At 44.4% G+C, this 17,597-nt stretch carries 14 protein-coding genes and 1 tRNA gene; 10 read left to right on the top strand and 5 right to left on the bottom strand.

The window, feature by feature from the left end; translation table 11 throughout:
• The first annotated feature begins 17 nt into the window (after positions 1-17).
• The 6 genes from QE357_RS15585 to QE357_RS15560 all read left to right on the top strand — a co-directional run bounded on the left by QE357_RS15585 (position 18) and on the right by QE357_RS15560 (position 5,451).
• The gene (locus tag QE357_RS15585; RefSeq protein ID WP_309709293.1) at positions 18-782 is read left to right on the top strand and encodes a hypothetical protein; all 765 of its coding nucleotides are present in this window, start codon (positions 18-20) and stop codon (positions 780-782) included.
• A gap of 322 nt (positions 783-1,104) precedes the next feature.
• A complete protein-coding gene (locus QE357_RS15580) occupies positions 1,105-1,575 on the top strand; it encodes a glucosaminidase domain-containing protein (RefSeq protein ID WP_309709288.1) in 471 nt (156 codons plus the stop codon).
• Entirely contained in the window at positions 1,556-1,981 is a 426-nt protein-coding gene (locus QE357_RS15575; protein ID WP_309709285.1) for a hypothetical protein, read from the top strand. Before QE357_RS15580 ends, QE357_RS15575 begins: the two co-directional genes overlap by 20 nt.
• Positions 1,982-2,057: 76 nt before the next feature.
• Positions 2,058-2,234: a hypothetical protein gene (locus QE357_RS15570; RefSeq protein WP_309709282.1), complete on the top strand. Its 177-nt coding sequence runs from the start codon at positions 2,058-2,060 to the stop codon at positions 2,232-2,234.
• Positions 2,231-3,403 (top strand): hypothetical protein, encoded by a 1,173-nt coding sequence (locus QE357_RS15565; protein ID WP_309709279.1) that lies wholly within the window; start codon positions 2,231-2,233, stop codon positions 3,401-3,403. Before QE357_RS15570 ends, QE357_RS15565 begins: the two co-directional genes overlap by 4 nt.
• Positions 3,400-5,451: a hypothetical protein gene (locus QE357_RS15560; protein ID WP_309709276.1), complete on the top strand. Its 2,052-nt coding sequence runs from the start codon at positions 3,400-3,402 to the stop codon at positions 5,449-5,451. The genes QE357_RS15565 and QE357_RS15560 overlap by 4 nt, the downstream gene beginning before the upstream one ends.
• Positions 5,452-5,514: 63 nt before the next feature.
• On the opposite strand, the gene QE357_RS15555 is transcribed toward QE357_RS15560, so the two are convergent.
• From QE357_RS15555 to QE357_RS15535, 5 genes are all read right to left on the bottom strand, one after another.
• Complete coding sequence (locus tag QE357_RS15555; protein WP_309709273.1) at positions 5,515-6,795, bottom strand: site-specific integrase; 1,281 nt, start codon at positions 6,793-6,795, stop codon at positions 5,515-5,517.
• A 132-nt stretch (positions 6,796-6,927) separates the two neighbouring features.
• Positions 6,928-6,998, bottom strand: a tRNA-Gln gene (locus QE357_RS15550).
• 134 nt (positions 6,999-7,132) lie between these two features.
• A complete protein-coding gene (fabD, locus tag QE357_RS15545; protein WP_106638523.1) occupies positions 7,133-8,023 on the bottom strand; it encodes an ACP S-malonyltransferase in 891 nt (296 codons plus the stop codon).
• A gap of 43 nt (positions 8,024-8,066) precedes the next feature.
• Entirely contained in the window at positions 8,067-8,453 is a 387-nt protein-coding gene (locus QE357_RS15540) for a thiol-disulfide oxidoreductase DCC family protein (protein WP_106638524.1), read from the bottom strand.
• Between the two features lie 107 nt (positions 8,454-8,560).
• Positions 8,561-11,401, bottom strand: coding sequence for a gliding motility-associated C-terminal domain-containing protein (locus tag QE357_RS15535; protein ID WP_106638525.1), 2,841 nt, complete (start codon positions 11,399-11,401; stop codon positions 8,561-8,563).
• 408 nt (positions 11,402-11,809) lie between these two features.
• Here QE357_RS15535 and QE357_RS15530 point away from each other — a divergent pair, with 408 nt between their 5' ends.
• From QE357_RS15530 to QE357_RS15515, 4 genes are all read left to right on the top strand, one after another.
• A complete protein-coding gene (locus QE357_RS15530) occupies positions 11,810-12,598 on the top strand; it encodes a succinate dehydrogenase cytochrome b subunit (RefSeq protein ID WP_106638526.1) in 789 nt (262 codons plus the stop codon).
• A gap of 78 nt (positions 12,599-12,676) precedes the next feature.
• Entirely contained in the window at positions 12,677-14,665 is a 1,989-nt protein-coding gene (locus QE357_RS15525) for a fumarate reductase/succinate dehydrogenase flavoprotein subunit (RefSeq protein WP_307140885.1), read from the top strand.
• 41 nt (positions 14,666-14,706) lie between these two features.
• Complete coding sequence (locus QE357_RS15520; RefSeq protein ID WP_307140884.1) at positions 14,707-15,456, top strand: succinate dehydrogenase/fumarate reductase iron-sulfur subunit; 750 nt, start codon at positions 14,707-14,709, stop codon at positions 15,454-15,456.
• Between the two features lie 323 nt (positions 15,457-15,779).
• Entirely contained in the window at positions 15,780-17,576 is a 1,797-nt protein-coding gene (locus QE357_RS15515) for a hypothetical protein (RefSeq protein ID WP_307140883.1), read from the top strand.
• The last annotated feature ends 21 nt before the right edge of the window (positions 17,577-17,597 follow it).

Raw genomic sequence — 17,597 nt, 5'->3', positions numbered from 1 at the left:
TTTAAAAGAAAATACCTATGGATACAGACTTTCAGCAAGAGCCTTCCGATCATAATTCAGATGTGACTTACACATTATTAAAGGCATTTTCCGGGATAGCAGCTGGTGCAATTCCTATTGCTGGGCCACTTGCACATGAATTGGTTTTTTCTGTACTATCAAGCCCAGCTGAAAAACGTAAGGAAAAAGCGATAGATCTAATGGCCAATGCAATCAAAGAGATTGAACAGAAAATGGAGGGCATGACGCTTCAATCTTTATCTGAAAATGAAGAATTTATTACCATTCTGATGGAAGCTATTAGGATGGCAATGCGAACTGCTGATGAAGAAAAATTGAAAGCTATCAAAAATTCAGTGGTGAATTCAGTTGTCAATATTGATGCTAAAGAGTCAAAAAAGTTAATGTTTTTAAATATGTTAGATGGATTTACATCATTACATATGTTAACATTTGAAGCCTTCTGTTCTTCTCATTTTAGATTTCACAATACAGATTTCTCTGAGAGACTTATTAGCAAATTTGGAGAGGAAGGAAAGTATTTCCTATATAGAAATTTAAGTAGGGAAGATAGAAAATTGGTTGAATTAATTGTTAAAGATTTTGATAAGTTAGGCCTTTTAGAATTAACTGAAGGAGACAAAAAAAGGTTATTGAAATTCAGGACCAATACAACTAAGGGGGTAGAACAACAAATTTATGATGGAACAAGAGAAGCTGACTCTTACAGTTATCGGGTTTCTTCTCTTGGGGAAGAATTCTTTAGGTTCATATTTATTTAAACCATAAGCTCTTATATTTGAGCAGTTTAGAAAATAGATCTCTATAATCCTCTGGCACTAAGGCTAGGGGATTTTTTTATTTAGTACCTGTCTTTTTTTAGCCTTCTGGGGTAGATAATCTTTGATTCAAGTTTATCCACCCCACACTAATGAATCGACATTACTCTTTCCCTGATCTACTCATGAACTGGTCTCCAGTGCTAGGTAGTGTATTCGGAACCATTTCCGGCTTTCTACTTCATTCTCTTCTACCTGTAATTATCGGCCTCGCTACAACTGCTGGTAGCCATTTCTTATCTCGCTACCTCAAAAAGAAATACCCATGAACACCAACAAAAAACGGGTATTCTTTAACACGTACTGGAGAATTGTCAAAGTGGCTGCTGATAAGTACGGAATTTACCCTGAAATTCTAATGGCCATCATGGCCCATGAAACGGCCTGGGGGCGATCTGACAATCTTCTAAAAGGCAACAATCCAGGTGGTATAACCACCGCTAAGGGCCGCAAAACGCCGTACTGGAGTCCCGCAGATGGAACACGTCCACGCCCGGAAAGTGAAGGAGGGACGTATAACGTCTATAAAACCCTTGAATTAGGACTGTTAGACAACGCCTATCTATTGACGTACCCTCGTTATAATTCTTCATTCAAAGTTCAGAATATCACTGAAGAATTCACTAAGCGATTCGTTAAAACGGGCTACTTCACGGGTGACCCGGAAGCCTATCGAAAGTCTCTCAATTTCAATATCCCCCTAATTAAAAAAGCCTATGAGTCAGTTACAAAGTAACCTAACCCAAAACTGGAATCGCTACCTGGTAGTGATTGCATTAATTGCCCTGGCGATTCTCAAGAATCGTAATGTGCTAACTGCTGAAGATGTAATCAACATTCAGTACGCCCTTTACACGCTTGGTATCATGCCTAGTAATCCACGAACTATTTTTTCGCGTTCCCGGAAGGTAGCTCCATTCCTGCTCCTTTTTTTCTTATTCTACTGTAAGCCTAAGACTGATAATCTGGAAAAAGTGACCAGAGATCAGCTCGATCGTAAACTCCAAAACAACCATGAAAAAATTGTTGATACTGTGGCTACTATGCCTAAGTCTACCGTTGATCGGAAACTCGCAGACGACAATGAATTCCTCGAACTCTGGGACTACTATTCAAAAATTGCCGACCCGGCAAATCCCTAGTGCCTGTCAGAACATCGATGAAACCTGGTCGCGTATCTATTTAGTGGTCAGAACCGAGCGGGATTTGAATGCTACTATGCTGAAGGATACAACAGTTGCCCTGGTGAAAATGAGAGTAGAACAGCCAGGGAAACTGGCAGTGGCTGAGAAGAAAGGCCGCAAAGAAGGCTTTAAATCAGGGGTCAAATTAGGCTTATTTATTCCTCCAGCTCTTTTTGGTACTATCAAACTGCTTCCAATTCTATTTAAATGAGTAGTCTTCATTTAATCGCTCCCAGTCTCGATCAACGGGTTCCCGTCGTAATGGCCGGGAACCCGTATGAGTCAAAACTACCTTACTCTGTTCCTGAAGGGATTGTTGAAGGTTTTCCGGCTGGAGTAGCCAGGTCCGGGCCCGCCCTGGGAACGGAGCTTTCGAAACTCTTCGATTTCGATTTTGAACGCGATCCTGCGTCTGGATTCATCATACTCGATCTGGAAGAGATTCTGCCTCATTTGCCCGGCCTCGAAGTTGCTTGCCCAGATCCGGGCCTTTTAATGGTAGCTCCCCTGACAATGATTCAAAAACTAAAGCTATCGCTAGAATGGATCATCGACGTGGAGCGGGAAGATAATTTGATAATGTCCCAGGATGAGATCTTTGTTATAGGTGCAGGTACGGCTGGCAGATTAGCGGCAAAGTATGGTCAGGATTATCTGGTGTCTGGAGGTTTTGCGGAGCAGATGCAGTTTTTAACCCATCAACCGGACGAAAAACCAATTCTACCGGAGCAGCCTGAGTTTTTGTATTACCTACATAATTTCGAAAGCTCGGAACTGGTTAAAGTGGCCGTAAACTGTTACGACGATCAATTAAATGAGACTCTTCTAGATACCTTATCCTTTCAGGCTGAGCCCTACGGGGTTTACTGCATCCCCTGCGGGCCTTCGCAGTTGCAACTACCTGAATCGGTAAAAACGTATGAGATAGCCCTTATTGATGAAGCAGGGAGTCGGAAAACGCAGGTTCGTACGTATCACATCGACCGAAGCCCTTATGAACGTCCTACCATTGTTGTTTTTCAAAATAGCTTTGGTGTTTTTGATGTAATTAGCCTGGTTGGTGAGTATGTGACTAATGCAACGTTTGAGGGCGATACTGGCCAGCTTATGAAGGCAGCTCATAACAGTCCTCAGATTCGTACCCAGCGTCGGGAAGAAACCGACGAAACCACATTTAAAACGGGGCTTTATCCGCCTGGCTGGTTACCCTATTTTACAGAGTTACTTCGCTCGAAAAAAGTGGCTATTTTGAAAGATCAGGCCTATTATTTTGTTAGAGCTTCGTCTTCAGGAGCTGAAATAGAAAACTCTTTTGAGCCTGCTTATTCGCTAGATATCACTCTTTCTTCAGAAGTAGCAAATTCCTTTTACAGCTTATGAAACTATTCGTATCTGGACAGCTACTTCAGCTGAATCAGGACACTGAAATAAGAATGCAACTAAAGAGCCCCCTGTTTTCTGATGAACAGACGGGCTCTTTGAGTTATCAGTTCAATGTTCCTGTTTGTCCCGAAAATGCTCAGATTTTCGGGTTTACGCATTTGCCGGGATCTCGTACGGATCGAAGAAAAGATTACCCGGTTGAATTAACCCTGGGAGCTTTTCGACTGGTGGGTAGATTACAGGCTCGTAAGGTTACCAGAAGCTTTTATGAATGCGATATCGTCATTCCCGCTGCTAACGTTTCAGCTCAGGTCTGGAAGCGAAAACTCAAACAGTTTGATTGGGGTACAGTGACCTATTCAACTTTCCCTGCATCGCTGTTTCTCTTTGGAGCGGAACTGCCTGACTTTGGTGGATCCCAATTTCAAACTACAATCAAGATTTTAAAGGGGGCGGAAACGCTCTTTAGCTATACCTATTCAGGTATATCGCAATCGCTTACAGGTGAATATCTTCCCAGGCCCTTTTGGAATGATTTTGCACATAAGTTCATGACTGAAGTGGCAAAAATGCCTACGGATGACAAACCATGGGCGTACTATCAGGCATTCGGGATGACGGGTCCTGATTTGAGAGGCTATCGAGCGGAAGGGACTGCAACAGGATTTGCGATGTATACTCCTGTTTCCGGGGATTTTAAGATTAGTTACCAGATTGCTATAGATGGAAGGGCACAAGCCAGGATAACAACAGTAAACCTGACGGCTGCTGAAACCAGAGTTATTAATCAAATACCCGCTGGTGAGAATATCATGCGTAACGATGAACGTTATTGCATGCCTGTTATTAAAAATTTAGGCTGGTACGATGAATCAAACAAGGCTTGGAATGGCTATATAAATGCTTTGGTGCAAACAATTTCAGGTGATTTGGGTGGATACGCTCTTAATTTTGAAGCTGGAACTCGTTACTCTCTAGCTCCAGCTATTTATCTTCAGTGGGCAATCAAGAAAACTTGCGAAATATTAGGGTATCGCCTTATAGATAAGGTATTTACCGATGATGAACTCAAAAAATTAATTATCTGGGTGAATCGTAGCCTCGATATGAAAATACCGAATACAGTTTCTACCTGGAATCAGTATGTCGATAGTTGGAAGATAGGAGATCACTTGCCGGATCTTACCATGAAAGAATGGGTGAACCGGTTCGGTCAAAACCTTTTTTTTAAGCCCGTTTTTTATCCTGGACGAAAAGAGTGTGTGATCGTTTTCCTGCGTGATGTGGTCAATAGTCGTAACGTCACTGACTGGACTTCCAAAATGCTTAAAAGTAGACAAATTGAAACGGCTGATTTGGCTCCGGTGCAGGCTTCGTTTTCACTTGATTCAGCTGACGAGCTATCGAAAAAAGAAACGTCTTTATTTACTCCAGTACCGACCGATGCAATCGTCGATGCTCAGGAAGATAAGCTCTATCAGAAACTCGAAATGCCTTTTTCTCCCATGCTGGTTGAGAAAAAGACAGTTTTTATTAATAAAACTGATCCTAATAGCCCCTACTATTCGAGACAGTGGAATCGTGAAACGATGGAAATATCAATAAATCCCATAGTGAAACAGAAAGGTATTTCTCCTTTGTATGAACAACAGGAAGTATCTCTGAGTCCTGGTCGTATCATGTTCTATGTGCCTGATCGCACAATTCCCAACCCCTTAGCTCCAGTGCGTGGGGGAGATGATTATCCCGCGTACCGCATCACAACAGCAGATATTGAGACAGAGAACTATTCCCTTCAGTTAGACGGTAAAAAGGGCGTAATCGAGACGTTTGGACGTTCCTGGATGCAGTTTCTTGAAAAACCACAAACTGAAAAATACCAGCTGATGCTAGATAGTCTTGACCTGGCTAATTTCAGGTGGGAACAGAAGTATTACATGAACGGCTTTCAGTACTTGGTTGAAATGATCGACGTAACCTTCACCCAAAAAGGGATAGTGTCTGCTTCTGAAGTGACATGCAGGCGGGTCCCATCCCAAATATAAAATACAAAAAATACAAAAATTCCGGGCTTCTAACCCCGGTGGCCCTGGAGTAGCGGTACTACTTCAGGGCTTTTTATTGCGGGAAAGTGGAGACGAGCTTCGGAATTGCTGGTAATACTCGGTTAATCGGAGCATTTCTTCGTCTTTGTCATCTTCTACGATATGTACATAGATCATTGTCGTTTCGAGACTGGTATGACCTAGTATCTGCTGAAGGTTATGAATCTTTCCTCCAGCCCTTAGAAAATTGGTTGCAAACGTGTGCCTGGCAGTATGAAAGCCCATTCCTGTAGTGATTCCAGCTCGATGAGCTAACTTTTTTAGGACTTTCCGACCGTAGGGCTCAGTTACCTTTAATTGTTCTTTCTCGGCAGCGTGCTGTAAGTCTATACAATCCTGAAGGTAGGAGAATGTAATATCGTCGATCGGAAGAAATACCGTTTTCAGCTTTTTCTGAATCTGCTGTTTTACAGGATAGAAAATTAATCTTCTGGTTTGAAGGTATATGTTAAGCTTATAGGTATCCAAAGCCATGACGTCTGAAATTCGTAGGCTTAACTGGCAAGAGATTAAAAATCGGCAAAGCGTTAGCTTTTCTCCGATCGGCAACGGGTCCCGCTCATACATATCCATCAAACGGGCTACTTCGTCAGGCAGAAGAAATTCCACCATCTTGCGGTCATTCGTAGTTTTTACGTCTGCATTTCCGAACGGATTAGTGATGGGAATTTCGTCTTCAATAGCCAGGTTAATGTAGGCTTTAGTAAATTTTAGGATATTGGAGATGGTATTCCTATCTAGGGGCTTCTCAGAAATGTGGCTGTCGCGTCTGGAGTGTTGACGTTGTAACCATCCCTCAAAGGACTCGATTAGCTTTTTATTCAGATCCTGAAAAAGTATGACGGGCTTGAAGAGTTTGAGCCAGATCAGCGTATTTACATGCGACTTCTTCGTACCCTCTGATATCTTTTTACGTCGGTAGCGATCCTCAATTTTCTTTTCCATGTAGGATAGAAAATCTTTACGCTTCTCAAACTGATTATAGTCGTGTAAGAATTCTTTGAGTGTAACCTCTCTGCCTTTTAGTCTGTATTCGACTAGAAGTTCGTTACAGCGAGCTATCGCCTGCCCTGTAATGAGATTATAGTCCTGGCAAAGTTTATCTGCTTTCTGACGGGATTTAAGAAGATTATTGCTTGTATCGAGTAATTCAGGGGGCCAGTGGAACCCTAAAGGAATCTGATCTTTTTCTTTATCGATGCGAATGTATAGGTAAACGGAACCATATCCGTCAGACTTTCGAACGTAGTCTTTTCTGACTCTTAACTGCACTAAAACGTCCATTTTTTTGGGTACGAATTGTGAACAAAAGCACGAAAAATCAGGGATTGTAAACGTATTGTGAACGGGATTAATAGCAGAAAACCCCTTTAGGAGCGTCCTAAAGGGGTTTTTCTTTTAATCTAAAAATTTTCGTTGACCGACAAGGATTCGAACCCTGAATAAGAGAACCAAAATCTCCTGTGTTACCATTACACCATCGGTCATTTCCGTTTTGGTGGTGCAAAGATAAGGGCATTTTTTCACCCTTGTCAAGTCCTTACTAAAAATAATTTCACATTCAAATGATCATTTTTGGTTAACTCACTGAATACGAATGTTTTTTAGTCTGAATTTTTTTTTACACGCCAGCCGTTTCCGCAGAAGCGTCAATTTTTTTAACTAAACCCTGCAATACTTTGCCTGGACCGCATTCTACGAACAGAGTTGCTCCGTCGGCACGCATGGCCTGAATGGACTGGGTCCAGCGTACGGGGGCCGTTAATTGGGCAATGAGGTTGGCTTTAATAGCGTCGATTTGAGTCGCAGGCAGGGCATTTACGTTTTGGTAAATGGGGAATTTTGCGGTGTGGAAAGGCGTCACTTCAATGGCGGCTGCTAGTTCCTCACGGGCGGGTTCCATGATGGGTGAGTGGAAGGCTCCGCCAACGGGCAGGGGCAACACGCGTTTAGCTCCGGCTTCCTTCAGTTTTTCACCGGCGATACGAACGCCTTCCTGCGAGCCGGAAATAACCAACTGGCCGGGACAGTTATAGTTAGCGGCAACCACTACTTCACCCGTTTCCTTCATCACCTGCTCACAAATACCCGCTACCTGTTCATCAGGAAGCGAACTTAATACGGCTGCCATCGTTGAAGAGGCCGTGATTTCACAGGCTCTCTGCATGGCTAAAGCCCGTTTCGAAACCAGTGATACGCCGTCTTCAAATGATAAAACACCCGCCGTTACCAGAGCAGAGAACTCACCCAGAGAGTGACCTGCCACCATATCAGGCTTTAGGTCGGGCGTGATGGCTGCCAGAATAACGGAATGAAGGAAAATAGCCGGTTGTGTTACTTTCGTTTGCTTCAGTTCCTCATCGGTACCATTGAACATGATATCTGTAATGCGGAAACCTAAAATATCGTTGGCTTTTTCGAAAAGAATACGGGCTTCTTCTGAAGATTCATAGAGGTCTTTCCCCATTCCCGAAAATTGCGATCCCTGACCCGGGAAAACATAAGCTTTCATGCTGATAAGTTTGTTCTGACCGCAAAAATAGGATGAACTGGGCTTATCCAACAAAACGGGCCCGTTCTTCGAGACTGGGAAGTCGGCAGGCTTCGCGTTTTCCGAACCAGGTGTAACGATTTCGGGCTATTAAATTATAAACCCCATTCCGGAGGAAAAGGGGTAAAAACCGGAACGCCCAGAGCCATTTCCAGCCTTTTACATGTTTAGCAATGCGTAAGGCCGCTTCTGATTTTTCGTATAAACAGCCGTCTTCCCAAAGAATAACACTGTCAAAATTGGTAATGGAACGCTTGTTCTTTTTCAGTAACTCCTGCCCAAATTCCGACTGTAAGGAAGCAAACCGATGCCGACCCTCGTCGTGGTCAATGATGTAATTAATGGTGGAATTACAAAAGTTACAAACGCCATCGAAAAGAATTACCGCCATAAGGAATGCATCATTTCTTATGGGACAATTTCGGCAAAAGAATCGTTCGCTAATGAAAAAAGGAACCGCCCAGCAGTTCCTTTTTCGTTACTAAATTATGAATCAGATTAGCGAATGATTTGCACCCAGCTCTTCAATGTTACGGGGCGATCTTCTTCGGATTTATTCAGGCGTTCGTACCGAACCTGAGCCTCGAAGTAATACGTTCCAGCGGCTAGTTCTTTACCGCTATCCGTACGGCCATCCCACTGGATCAGAGGATTATCGTTGCTTTCATAGACTTTCACACCCCAGCGATTAAACACCCGGAAGCGAACTTCTTTCACGAAGCGAGGACAACGGATGGGCTCAAAGGTATCGTTTTTGCCGTCATTATTAGGCGTGATTACATTCGGTAAGGTAAAGTCAGGACAGTTGTCTTTACAAACCGTGTTACTGGGTAATGATTCCACGCCAAACCGGTTCACGGTTGTCACGTAATAGCAACCCGCGTAACTGCTCAGGTTTTCGTGCAGATAGGTGCGGCTTGGGAAAGGCACTTCTCCAATTTTAGCAAAATCACCCGTGTCTTCGTAGCGTTTGTAATAAACGTTGTAATGTACGATGTTGGGATCACAAGCTGCTCCGTTGGGCCCTGTTGTGGCATCAGTCCAATTTAGCGTATTGCGGAAAGGAGCTTCCTCACAAGTGCCCTGAACATAGCTGGCACAATCGAGCAGATTCAGCGAAAGTACCGGCGGACAAGGACGAGTAGTATCCGTTGGTGTCAGACACAGACGTTGTGAGAAGTTATACAACAAGCCCGGATGAATGCTATTATCGTTGTAAGAGCCTACCGTTTCAACGCGGTAACAATACGTCGAATCCGGTGAAAGCGTAGTACTGATGTCGCCATCAGAAGTAACATTGTCGCGGCCATTATCAGTATAGGTATAAGAACCAGAGCCGGTGACTGCTACCTGCTGAATCAGGTTAAACACGCCGGGTCTTACCTGACGGTAGACACGGTGCGTCTGGTTGTCGTTACTCCAGGGAACATTAGCCTGCCAGCTCAATTGAACGGACCGCGATTGAGGCGTTCCACTCAAACGAACGCTACTGGCCGCCTGCGAAGAATCTGAACGTACCCCTGCTGTTGTATATAAATCCACCCGATACCGGTAGGCATTCGCTTCCGTATTCAAACCCTGATCTACGAAAACGGTGTCTGCTGTTTTAGGAGCTGATAAATTAGTCGTAATCGTGCCTACTCTGGTATAACCCGTACCATTTAAACCCGTAGCCCGGAAAATACGATACTCACGCGTACCTGTCACTTCTGGGCGAGTCCATTTTACGGTGATCTGTCCGGCAGTAGTACTGGTTTCATCAACGGTAACGTTCGTGATGTAAATTGCCTGTTTAGGTAAAGCCTGACAAGACTCATTCGAGTAAGTACTACTGAAACGGGTCAGGTTATTGGGGCCGGGGAATGAAACAGCGATCCGATAACTATAGACTGTATTAGGACGTAAACTGGTTGAGTTATCCGTATACGAGGTCTGTGTAGCAGGTACGCGAGCTACTTCGGTATAACCCGGGGGTGGTCCAGGGCTACAGAGGTTGGGCGTAAGGGCAGTACATCCCACTTTTCGATAAATAACAATTTCTGCACCAGCTACCTGACAGGGATAGGCTGCCCAGGTTAAGTTATACGCTGTTCCGTTGGCTACTGCCTGTAAGTTTGTTGGAGCGGGGGCTACTACGCGAATGTTAACCGTTTTGCTATCTACCAGATAGGGTTGCACCGAACCGGGCTGATCGGCTACTTTAAACAAGACTTCATACGGCAAGGCCCGGATGTGATCGCAACTGGTTTGCCAACTGAATGATCCCGTTCCGGGTGAACTCTGAATGGTAGAAGGAACGGTAAACGTAGCAAAAGGAGCAGTAATGAGAGCTGGATTTTGTTGATAAACGGCTCCGGTAGAGGAAATGATGACGCGGTTATTGTCAGGATCGGTTCCGCGAACGGTAAAGTTTACCACTTTTCCTGCTTCAATACAGATGTCTCCGGGTACTTCAATGGTAGGACGTTTGTTCTGACAATCTCGCACGGTAATCTGCATGTCACGGGTTATTTCACCGATTTTAATACCGTTTCGCCACTCTTCAATGACAAACGCCAGGTTGTACTGACCGACGCAGCGGGGGGCATCCCAAACCAGATCACCCGTCACAGGATTGATGCTATAAGTAGCGGCTCCGGTTCCGGCTTCGTTTTGGGCATTACAACCAGGCACCTGATTAGGATAAACAATACTGGGAACCAGGAAACCGCGGCAGGATTCACCTACGTTAGTAGTTTTATTCTGAGTAATTCTGTACGCTAAACTATCTCCGTCTGCATCTACTGCATTGGGGTTGTGAATGTAACGCTGACCCACGCAGGCATTGAAATCTACGGGTGGGTTTAACATGACGGGCGTGCTGTTTAAGCCCAGAAATGAGTTAATAGCCAGAGTAGATTCAACGTAGAAAGGATATTGCGAAGAGTTTCCATTCGTGATATTGATGGTACCCGTATTTCGGTTATCAATACCAACAGATATGGTATAGGTATTGGGAGCATTGAACGTATGAATGACCTTGAAAATTAGTCGCCGGGTGTCATTTCCTACATCTACCACACCGCCATTGGGTAAGCCCTGAGTAAATAAAGGCGTATTCTGCACCGGAGTACCATCACCAAAACAGAAATTAACACCCGAACCGGCAGTATTTCGCGTGGCATCTGCTCCGTTAGCCCAGTCGCAATAAATCGTTAAGGTAAGTTCATAGGTAAGGGCTGTAGATGAAATACGGCGGGAGGTAATCTCACCGGCCCGAACGTGAGTAGCCCAGGCTGAGTGAGCTAGTCCACAGATAGTAATGGCCAGTAATACAAAATAACGGTAAAGGGTTCTCATGCTACGCAGGTATAATCAAGATCGATACGGATACTTAGGATAAAGGGGTACAAACAATAGAATACAACACAACAAGTGAACAAAGGTAAAGCTTCCAACGAGGTTGTAAAGGTCTATTTTAAGGAGTAGATATTTTGCAAAATACTCCTCGTCCTAACAACTTTTTCAACACCGTATAGGTTTAACTTAAGAGCAAATAGTTCCCGATATCAGTCCTCTAAATGGAGCCCGCCTCGAGTTGGATACGATGCCAATTTCAACATCTGAACGCTTTTCACGAGCAAAAGGTATTTTTAATTAGCAAAAAATCAAGAATCCACTTTGGCGGCCTACCGTTTGTGCCGTAGTTTTGAGGGCTAATTAGGGATAGTTCCCTCTATTTTTAACTGTTCTTCGAGTCAAAAAACGATGTCCTGGGTCACACAAACTTTTTCTAGTACGCTGGGCCGCAAGCTTATCATGTCTTTGACGGGGCTTTTCTTAAGCGTCTTCCTCATTGTACACGTGAGCGGTAACTTTCAATTGTTCCATAGCGATGAAGGATTAGGCTTTAACAAGTATGCCGTTTTCATGACGACATTTCCTCCGATTAAAGTAGTATCCTACGGCTTGTACGCGTTCATTCTTCTCCACGCCATTGATGGTCTGATGCTGGCGGCTAAAAACCGCAAAGCTCGTGGTCCTCAGCGTTACGTGGTGGTACACAACCAGAGCTCCTGGGCTAGCCGTAACATGGCTATTCTCGGAACGATCCTGCTGCTTTACATCGTCGTTCACATGCACGATTTCTGGTGGCAGTACAAGTTTGGCGAGGTGCCTTACCGTCAGTACGAGCAAAGTATGACTACGGGTGAAGTAACGTCATCTGCCTACAATGGTCCCGCCATCAAGGGTAAAATGGAAGAATTCGTACGCGAGGATACGCAAACACGGGTAACGATTGTTAAAGACCTGTACGCAGAAACCAAAGCCGCTTTCGCCAATCCTTTGCTGGTAGCCTTTTACCTGTTAGGAATGTGGGCATTGGCGTATCACTTGGTACACGGTTTCCAAAGTGCCTTCCAAACCTTGGGCTGGAATCACCCCAAATACAATCCCCTGATCCGTTTCGTGGGGGTGTGGGTATTTGGTATTGGTATTCCCCTGGCGTTTGCCGCAATGCCTGTTTATTTCTACATTAAAAGTTTGGGAGCATAAGTTCTCGCTTCTGAACTCCGATTCCTTTAGAACTCAGACCGGAGCTTTTTTCCGGAGTATATAAACTGAACTAATTCCATGGCAACATCACCTAAATTGGATGCCAAAATACCCGACGGGCCGTTGGAATCGAAGTGGACGAAATACCGCTCGACTGTACCGCTCGTTAACCCCGCTAACAAACGTAGCATTGAAGTAATCATCATTGGTACGGGTTTAGCTGGTGCTTCGGCTGCTTCAACACTAGCCGAACTAGGTTACAAAGTAAAAGCTTTTTGCTTCCAGGATTCTGCTCGCCGGGCTCACTCTATTGCGGCTCAGGGTGGTATCAATGCGGCAAAAAACTATCAAAATGACGGTGACTCTGTTTACCGTTTATTCTACGATACCATTAAAGGTGGTGATTATCGGGCTCGTGAAGCAAACGTATACCGTTTAGCTGAAGTTTCTGGTAACATCATTGACCAATGTGTAGCGGCTGGTGTGCCTTTCGCTCGTGAATACGGCGGTTTGTTATCCAACCGTTCGTTCGGGGGGACCCAGGTACAGCGGACGTTCTACGCAGCAGGTCAGACAGGTCAGCAGTTGTTACTTGGTGCTTACTCTGGCTTACAACGTCAGGTAGGAGCGGGTACGGTTGAAATGTATACCCGTCATGAGATGCTGGACATTGTCATGATCGATGGTAAATGTCGTGGTATCATTGCCCGTAACCTGGTAACAGGTGAATTAGAGCGTCACTTCGGTCACGCGGTATTACTTTGTACAGGTGGATATGGTAACGTATTCTATCTGTCAACGAATGCCATGGGCTCTAACGTAACGGCTGCCTGGAAAGCTCACCGTAAAGGTGCATTCTTCGGTAACCCTTGCTTTACCCAAATTCACCCTACTTGTATTCCCGTTTCAGGAGACCATCAGTCGAAACTGACACTGATGTCAGAGTCGTTGCGTAACGATGGTCGGATCTGGGTTCCTAAAAAACAGAATGATAATCGCCCCGCCGATCAGATTCCTGAAGACGAGCGTGATTATTACCTGGAGCGTCGTTACCCAGCGTTTGGTAACCTCGTGCCTCGTGACATTGCGAGCCGGGCTGCCAAAGAGCGTTGCGATGCGGGTTATGGCGTAGGTACTTCTAAAATGGCCGTTTACCTGGATTACTATGCCGCTTACGAGCGTTATGGTAAAGGAGAGGTTAATAAAAGAGGTATTCACAATGCTTCCCATGACCAGATTCTGGAATTGGGTAAAGCCGTTGTCAAAGAAAAATACGGTAACCTTTTTGATATGTATAAGCAGATCACGGGTGAAGATCCCTACGTGGTGCCTATGCGTATCTATCCTGCCGTTCACTATACCATGGGTGGTTTATGGGTTGATTATAACCTCATGACTACCGTTCCTGGTCTTTACGCCTTAGGTGAAGCCAACTTCTCGGATCACGGTGCCAACCGTCTCGGAGCCTCTGCTTTGATGCAGGGTCTGGCTGATGGATACTTCGTTATTCCTTACACCATTGGTGCTTACTTGGCTAACGAAATCCGCACAAAGGCGATCTCAGTAGATCACCCAGCTTTCGTAGAAGCTGAGAAAGAGGTTAAAGATCGTATCACGAAACTGCTGGCTATCAAAGGAACCAAGTCTCCAGAAGCTTACCACAAAGAATTAGGTAAGATCATGTGGGATAAGTGTGGTATGGCTCGTAACGAGCAAGGACTGAAGGAAGCTATTCAGGAAATCAGAGCTCTGAAAAAAGAATTCTGGTCGAATGTAAAAGTAATGGGTGACGCGGATGAGTTCAATCCTGAACTGGACAAAGCAAACCGCGTTGCTGATTTTATTGAGTTAGGAGAGCTGATGTGTCTGGATGCTCTGAACCGTAATGAATCTTGTGGAGGTCACTTCCGCGAAGAATACCAGACGGAAGAAGGCGAAGCCAGACGTGATGACGAAGGATACATGTACGTATCAGCCTGGGAATACCAGGGAGATTCGGCTTGGGAACTTCACAAAGAAGAACTCAACTACGAGAACATTAAGATTGCTCAGCGTTCCTACAAATAATCTGGTTAACAGAAAAAGTTAACGAAACAATGGAAGGTAACATGAATCTGACGCTCCAGGTGTGGCGTCAAAAAAATAGCAGAACAGAAGGCCGTATGGAATCATACAAGCTTTCTGGCATTTCCGAAGATATGTCGTTCCTGGAAATGTTCGACGTATTGAATGAACAACTGATCGTAGAAGGAAAAGAGCCCGTAGCTTTTGATCACGATTGCCGCGAAGGTATTTGCGGAGCTTGTTCTATGTACATTAACGGTCGTCCTCACGGACCATTACAGGGAGTAACCACTTGTCAGCTACACATGCGTAGCTTCAAGGATGGCGATACCATCGTAGTGGAACCCTGGCGTGCACAGGCTTTCCCTGTTATCAAAGACTTAGTAACCGACCGTAGTTCTTTTGATCGCATTATTTCTGCGGGTGGATTCATTTCGGTGAATACTGGTAATGCTCAGGATGCTAACTCCATCCCCATTCCAAAAGAGAATGCAGATGCTTCCTTCATGGCAGCAGCCTGTATCGGTTGTGGGGCCTGCGTAGCGGCTTGTAAGAATGCTTCGGCTATGTTGTTCACTTCGGCTAAAATTTCTCAGTTGGCTTTATTACCACAGGGAGAAGCGGAAAGTGCTACCCGTGCCAAGAAAATGATTGCCCAGATGGATGAAGAAGGTTTTGGAGCCTGTACCAACACAGGAGCCTGTGCCGCTGAGTGTCCTAAAGGAATCAGTATGGAAAATATTGCCCGTATGAACCGGGAATATTTTGTAGCTGAGATGGGTACAAAAGAATAATTTAAAAAATAATAAACCAGTACTTGAGCATTAACACGCTTAGGTACTGGTTTTTAATTCAATATATTTATCAGAAGTTCTATATAGAAAAGTAGCTCATCCTGAATAACTTATAATACTGGCACGCTTATTATAGAAAATAGCCTGAAGATTTTTCTTGAAGAAATATTGCGTTCGGTTGAACATTGTACCTTTTCCTTAGTTTACTTTGTGAAGCTTTACTGTAGTTTACAGTGAGAACTGAATGTGAAATTTCTCCGTATATTTGAGAAAGTACTTCATTGCTGTTGTTTAGCGACTTATCAAACAAAAACACACAAACTATGAGAAGTATCTACCGCTCGTTGTGCATGGGGTGGGGGATTTTAGCAATCTTATTTTGTTCAACCCAATTCAAAGCCACAGCTCAGACCAATCCTACTCCTAAAAATGATCGTATCAGCTTACGTGAGTGGAGAAAACAGGCTTTAAAAAATCAATCATCTATCACGATGGTAAATGCAGACACGTTAAGTGCTTGCGATACCGTTACTTACTTTCCTGTATTAAGTAAATCTCCTTGGCGTATATCGCTTCCGTTCGGACCTGGTATTGCCTATTGCGGAACTTGGGACGGAACGTTTGTTGATCCCCGTGACAAATCACTTTTTAATGGATTTGGTTTAAACGTAGCCGTTGGAGCAGATTACTTCTTCAAACCCGAAAACCGTTTCAAATTCGGTTTAGGAGCTGAACTAGGATGGCAAACATTCTTCGTTCGTGGTTCTTACAAAGATTTTCTTTACAACGCTCACCCAACTGTTCCTCGGGAATCGATGGATTTGAGAAAACGTCGTTCAGAAGATTACTTCTTGGTAGTGGGTCCTGTTATTTCTTACGATCTGACTAAAAAGCCACAAAGTAGCTTCATCGAGGCTGCTGCTCGTGTAGGTGTGTTCCGTACAGAGTCTGCGGTTATTGGTGCAATCGATACAAGATCTAACACTCTTTTAACGATGTTCCATCCAACTGATAACCTGGTTCACCCTGGTATCAGAGGTCACATAGGTGCGTACTTCCCCTTAGGTAACAACTGGTATGGCGGTGGTCAAATCAGCGGTTTCTATACGAAGGTAGATTACTTCACTCGTGGTGACTACAGCGGAAACGTAGCTCGTATTTATGAATTCCAGCGTAAGCATGGTGGCTGGGCTCTTCAATTATCTCTGAAGAAATCTTTCAACCGTACCGAACTGGTTAAAGTGGCTCCTGCGGAATGTCCTACCTGCGTTGCTCCAACGACTCCTAGCGTAATGTTAGGCGATCAGAAAATCAACGGTTTGACTATCGTAGATTCTAACAGAACAGCTGGCGTTTATCCTAAAATTTCTTGGGAAAGCGGAAGCTCACAGCCTGGCGAAACTTACACGGTAAATGTTCACAAGAAGTCAGCCGTTTCTGACGAGATCGTTTACTCGCTGAAAAACACGTCAGAAAGAAGCTTCGAATGGCCTGAAGAATTGAAATGGCCTGGTGACAGCTTATCTGAAACTACACTGTATTACGTAACAGTTCACTCAGAGCGTGATAACAAATGCGGACGTTGTATCTCAGAAGTAGCTACTGCTAGCTTCGGTTTCGAGAAACCAGCCGTTGTTGAAGTTGCTGAGAAAACTCGTTTCCGTCACCGTTTAGTTGAAGTTTCTGCTTATTACTCGACAGTGGTAGGTCGTGATTCAGTTCAGTGCTATTGCTACTGCGACGGAACTCGTCAGCCAAGCGGAACGTACCGCAAACGTACGCTCTACGGAACTTACACTGCTGAGCTTGAGCAAGCGAAACTGAACGCTTTCGAAGAACTGAAAGACGATATCGAAATCGCAGTGCCATCTCAATTCGATGCTCTGGTAGCTGAAATGAAGCGTCCTAAATACTTCAAAGCTATCTACGAAATCGATGAGGTTAACTCTAAAGGTGAAGTGGTTCGTCACTTAGGTGATTACCAAGTAAACATCACCCGTTCGAAAGGCAAATACATCATCTCTAAAACCAGCATTCGTCAGATTACTGAAGAAGAGAAACAACGTATCATCGAACAAGAAGGCCGTAAAGCGAAAAAAGGTAAGCCTAGAAGAAGATAGTAACTAGTCTTATTTGATAAG

The organism is Siphonobacter sp. SORGH_AS_0500, from assembly GCF_031453245.1.
Classification (GTDB): domain Bacteria; phylum Bacteroidota; class Bacteroidia; order Cytophagales; family Spirosomataceae; genus Siphonobacter.
Note: the sequence above shows the minus strand (reverse complement) of the source record. Positions and strands in the feature narration are given on the sequence as shown.

Excerpts from the sequence above, each read along its gene's own strand:
- QE357_RS15580 (WP_309709288.1), top strand. The coding sequence starts at position 1,105 with ATGAACACCAACAAAAAACGGGTATTCTTTAACACGTACTGGAGAATT.
- fabD (WP_106638523.1), bottom strand. The coding sequence starts at position 8,023 with ATGAAAGCTTATGTTTTCCCGGGTCAGGGATCGCAATTTTCGGGAATG.
- QE357_RS15560 (WP_309709276.1), top strand. The coding sequence starts at position 3,400 with ATGAAACTATTCGTATCTGGACAGCTACTTCAGCTGAATCAGGACACT.
- QE357_RS15525 (WP_307140885.1), top strand. The coding sequence starts at position 12,677 with ATGGCAACATCACCTAAATTGGATGCCAAAATACCCGACGGGCCGTTG.
- QE357_RS15575 (WP_309709285.1), top strand. The coding sequence starts at position 1,556 with ATGAGTCAGTTACAAAGTAACCTAACCCAAAACTGGAATCGCTACCTG.
- QE357_RS15565 (WP_309709279.1), top strand. The coding sequence starts at position 2,231 with ATGAGTAGTCTTCATTTAATCGCTCCCAGTCTCGATCAACGGGTTCCC.
- QE357_RS15515 (WP_307140883.1), top strand. The coding sequence starts at position 15,780 with ATGAGAAGTATCTACCGCTCGTTGTGCATGGGGTGGGGGATTTTAGCA.
- QE357_RS15570 (WP_309709282.1), top strand. The coding sequence starts at position 2,058 with ATGCTGAAGGATACAACAGTTGCCCTGGTGAAAATGAGAGTAGAACAG.
- QE357_RS15520 (WP_307140884.1), top strand. The coding sequence starts at position 14,707 with ATGAATCTGACGCTCCAGGTGTGGCGTCAAAAAAATAGCAGAACAGAA.
- QE357_RS15585 (WP_309709293.1), top strand. The coding sequence starts at position 18 with ATGGATACAGACTTTCAGCAAGAGCCTTCCGATCATAATTCAGATGTG.
- QE357_RS15530 (WP_106638526.1), top strand. The coding sequence starts at position 11,810 with ATGTCCTGGGTCACACAAACTTTTTCTAGTACGCTGGGCCGCAAGCTT.
- QE357_RS15555 (WP_309709273.1), bottom strand. The coding sequence starts at position 6,795 with ATGGACGTTTTAGTGCAGTTAAGAGTCAGAAAAGACTACGTTCGAAAG.
- QE357_RS15535 (WP_106638525.1), bottom strand. The coding sequence starts at position 11,401 with ATGAGAACCCTTTACCGTTATTTTGTATTACTGGCCATTACTATCTGT.
- QE357_RS15540 (WP_106638524.1), bottom strand. The coding sequence starts at position 8,453 with ATGGCGGTAATTCTTTTCGATGGCGTTTGTAACTTTTGTAATTCCACC.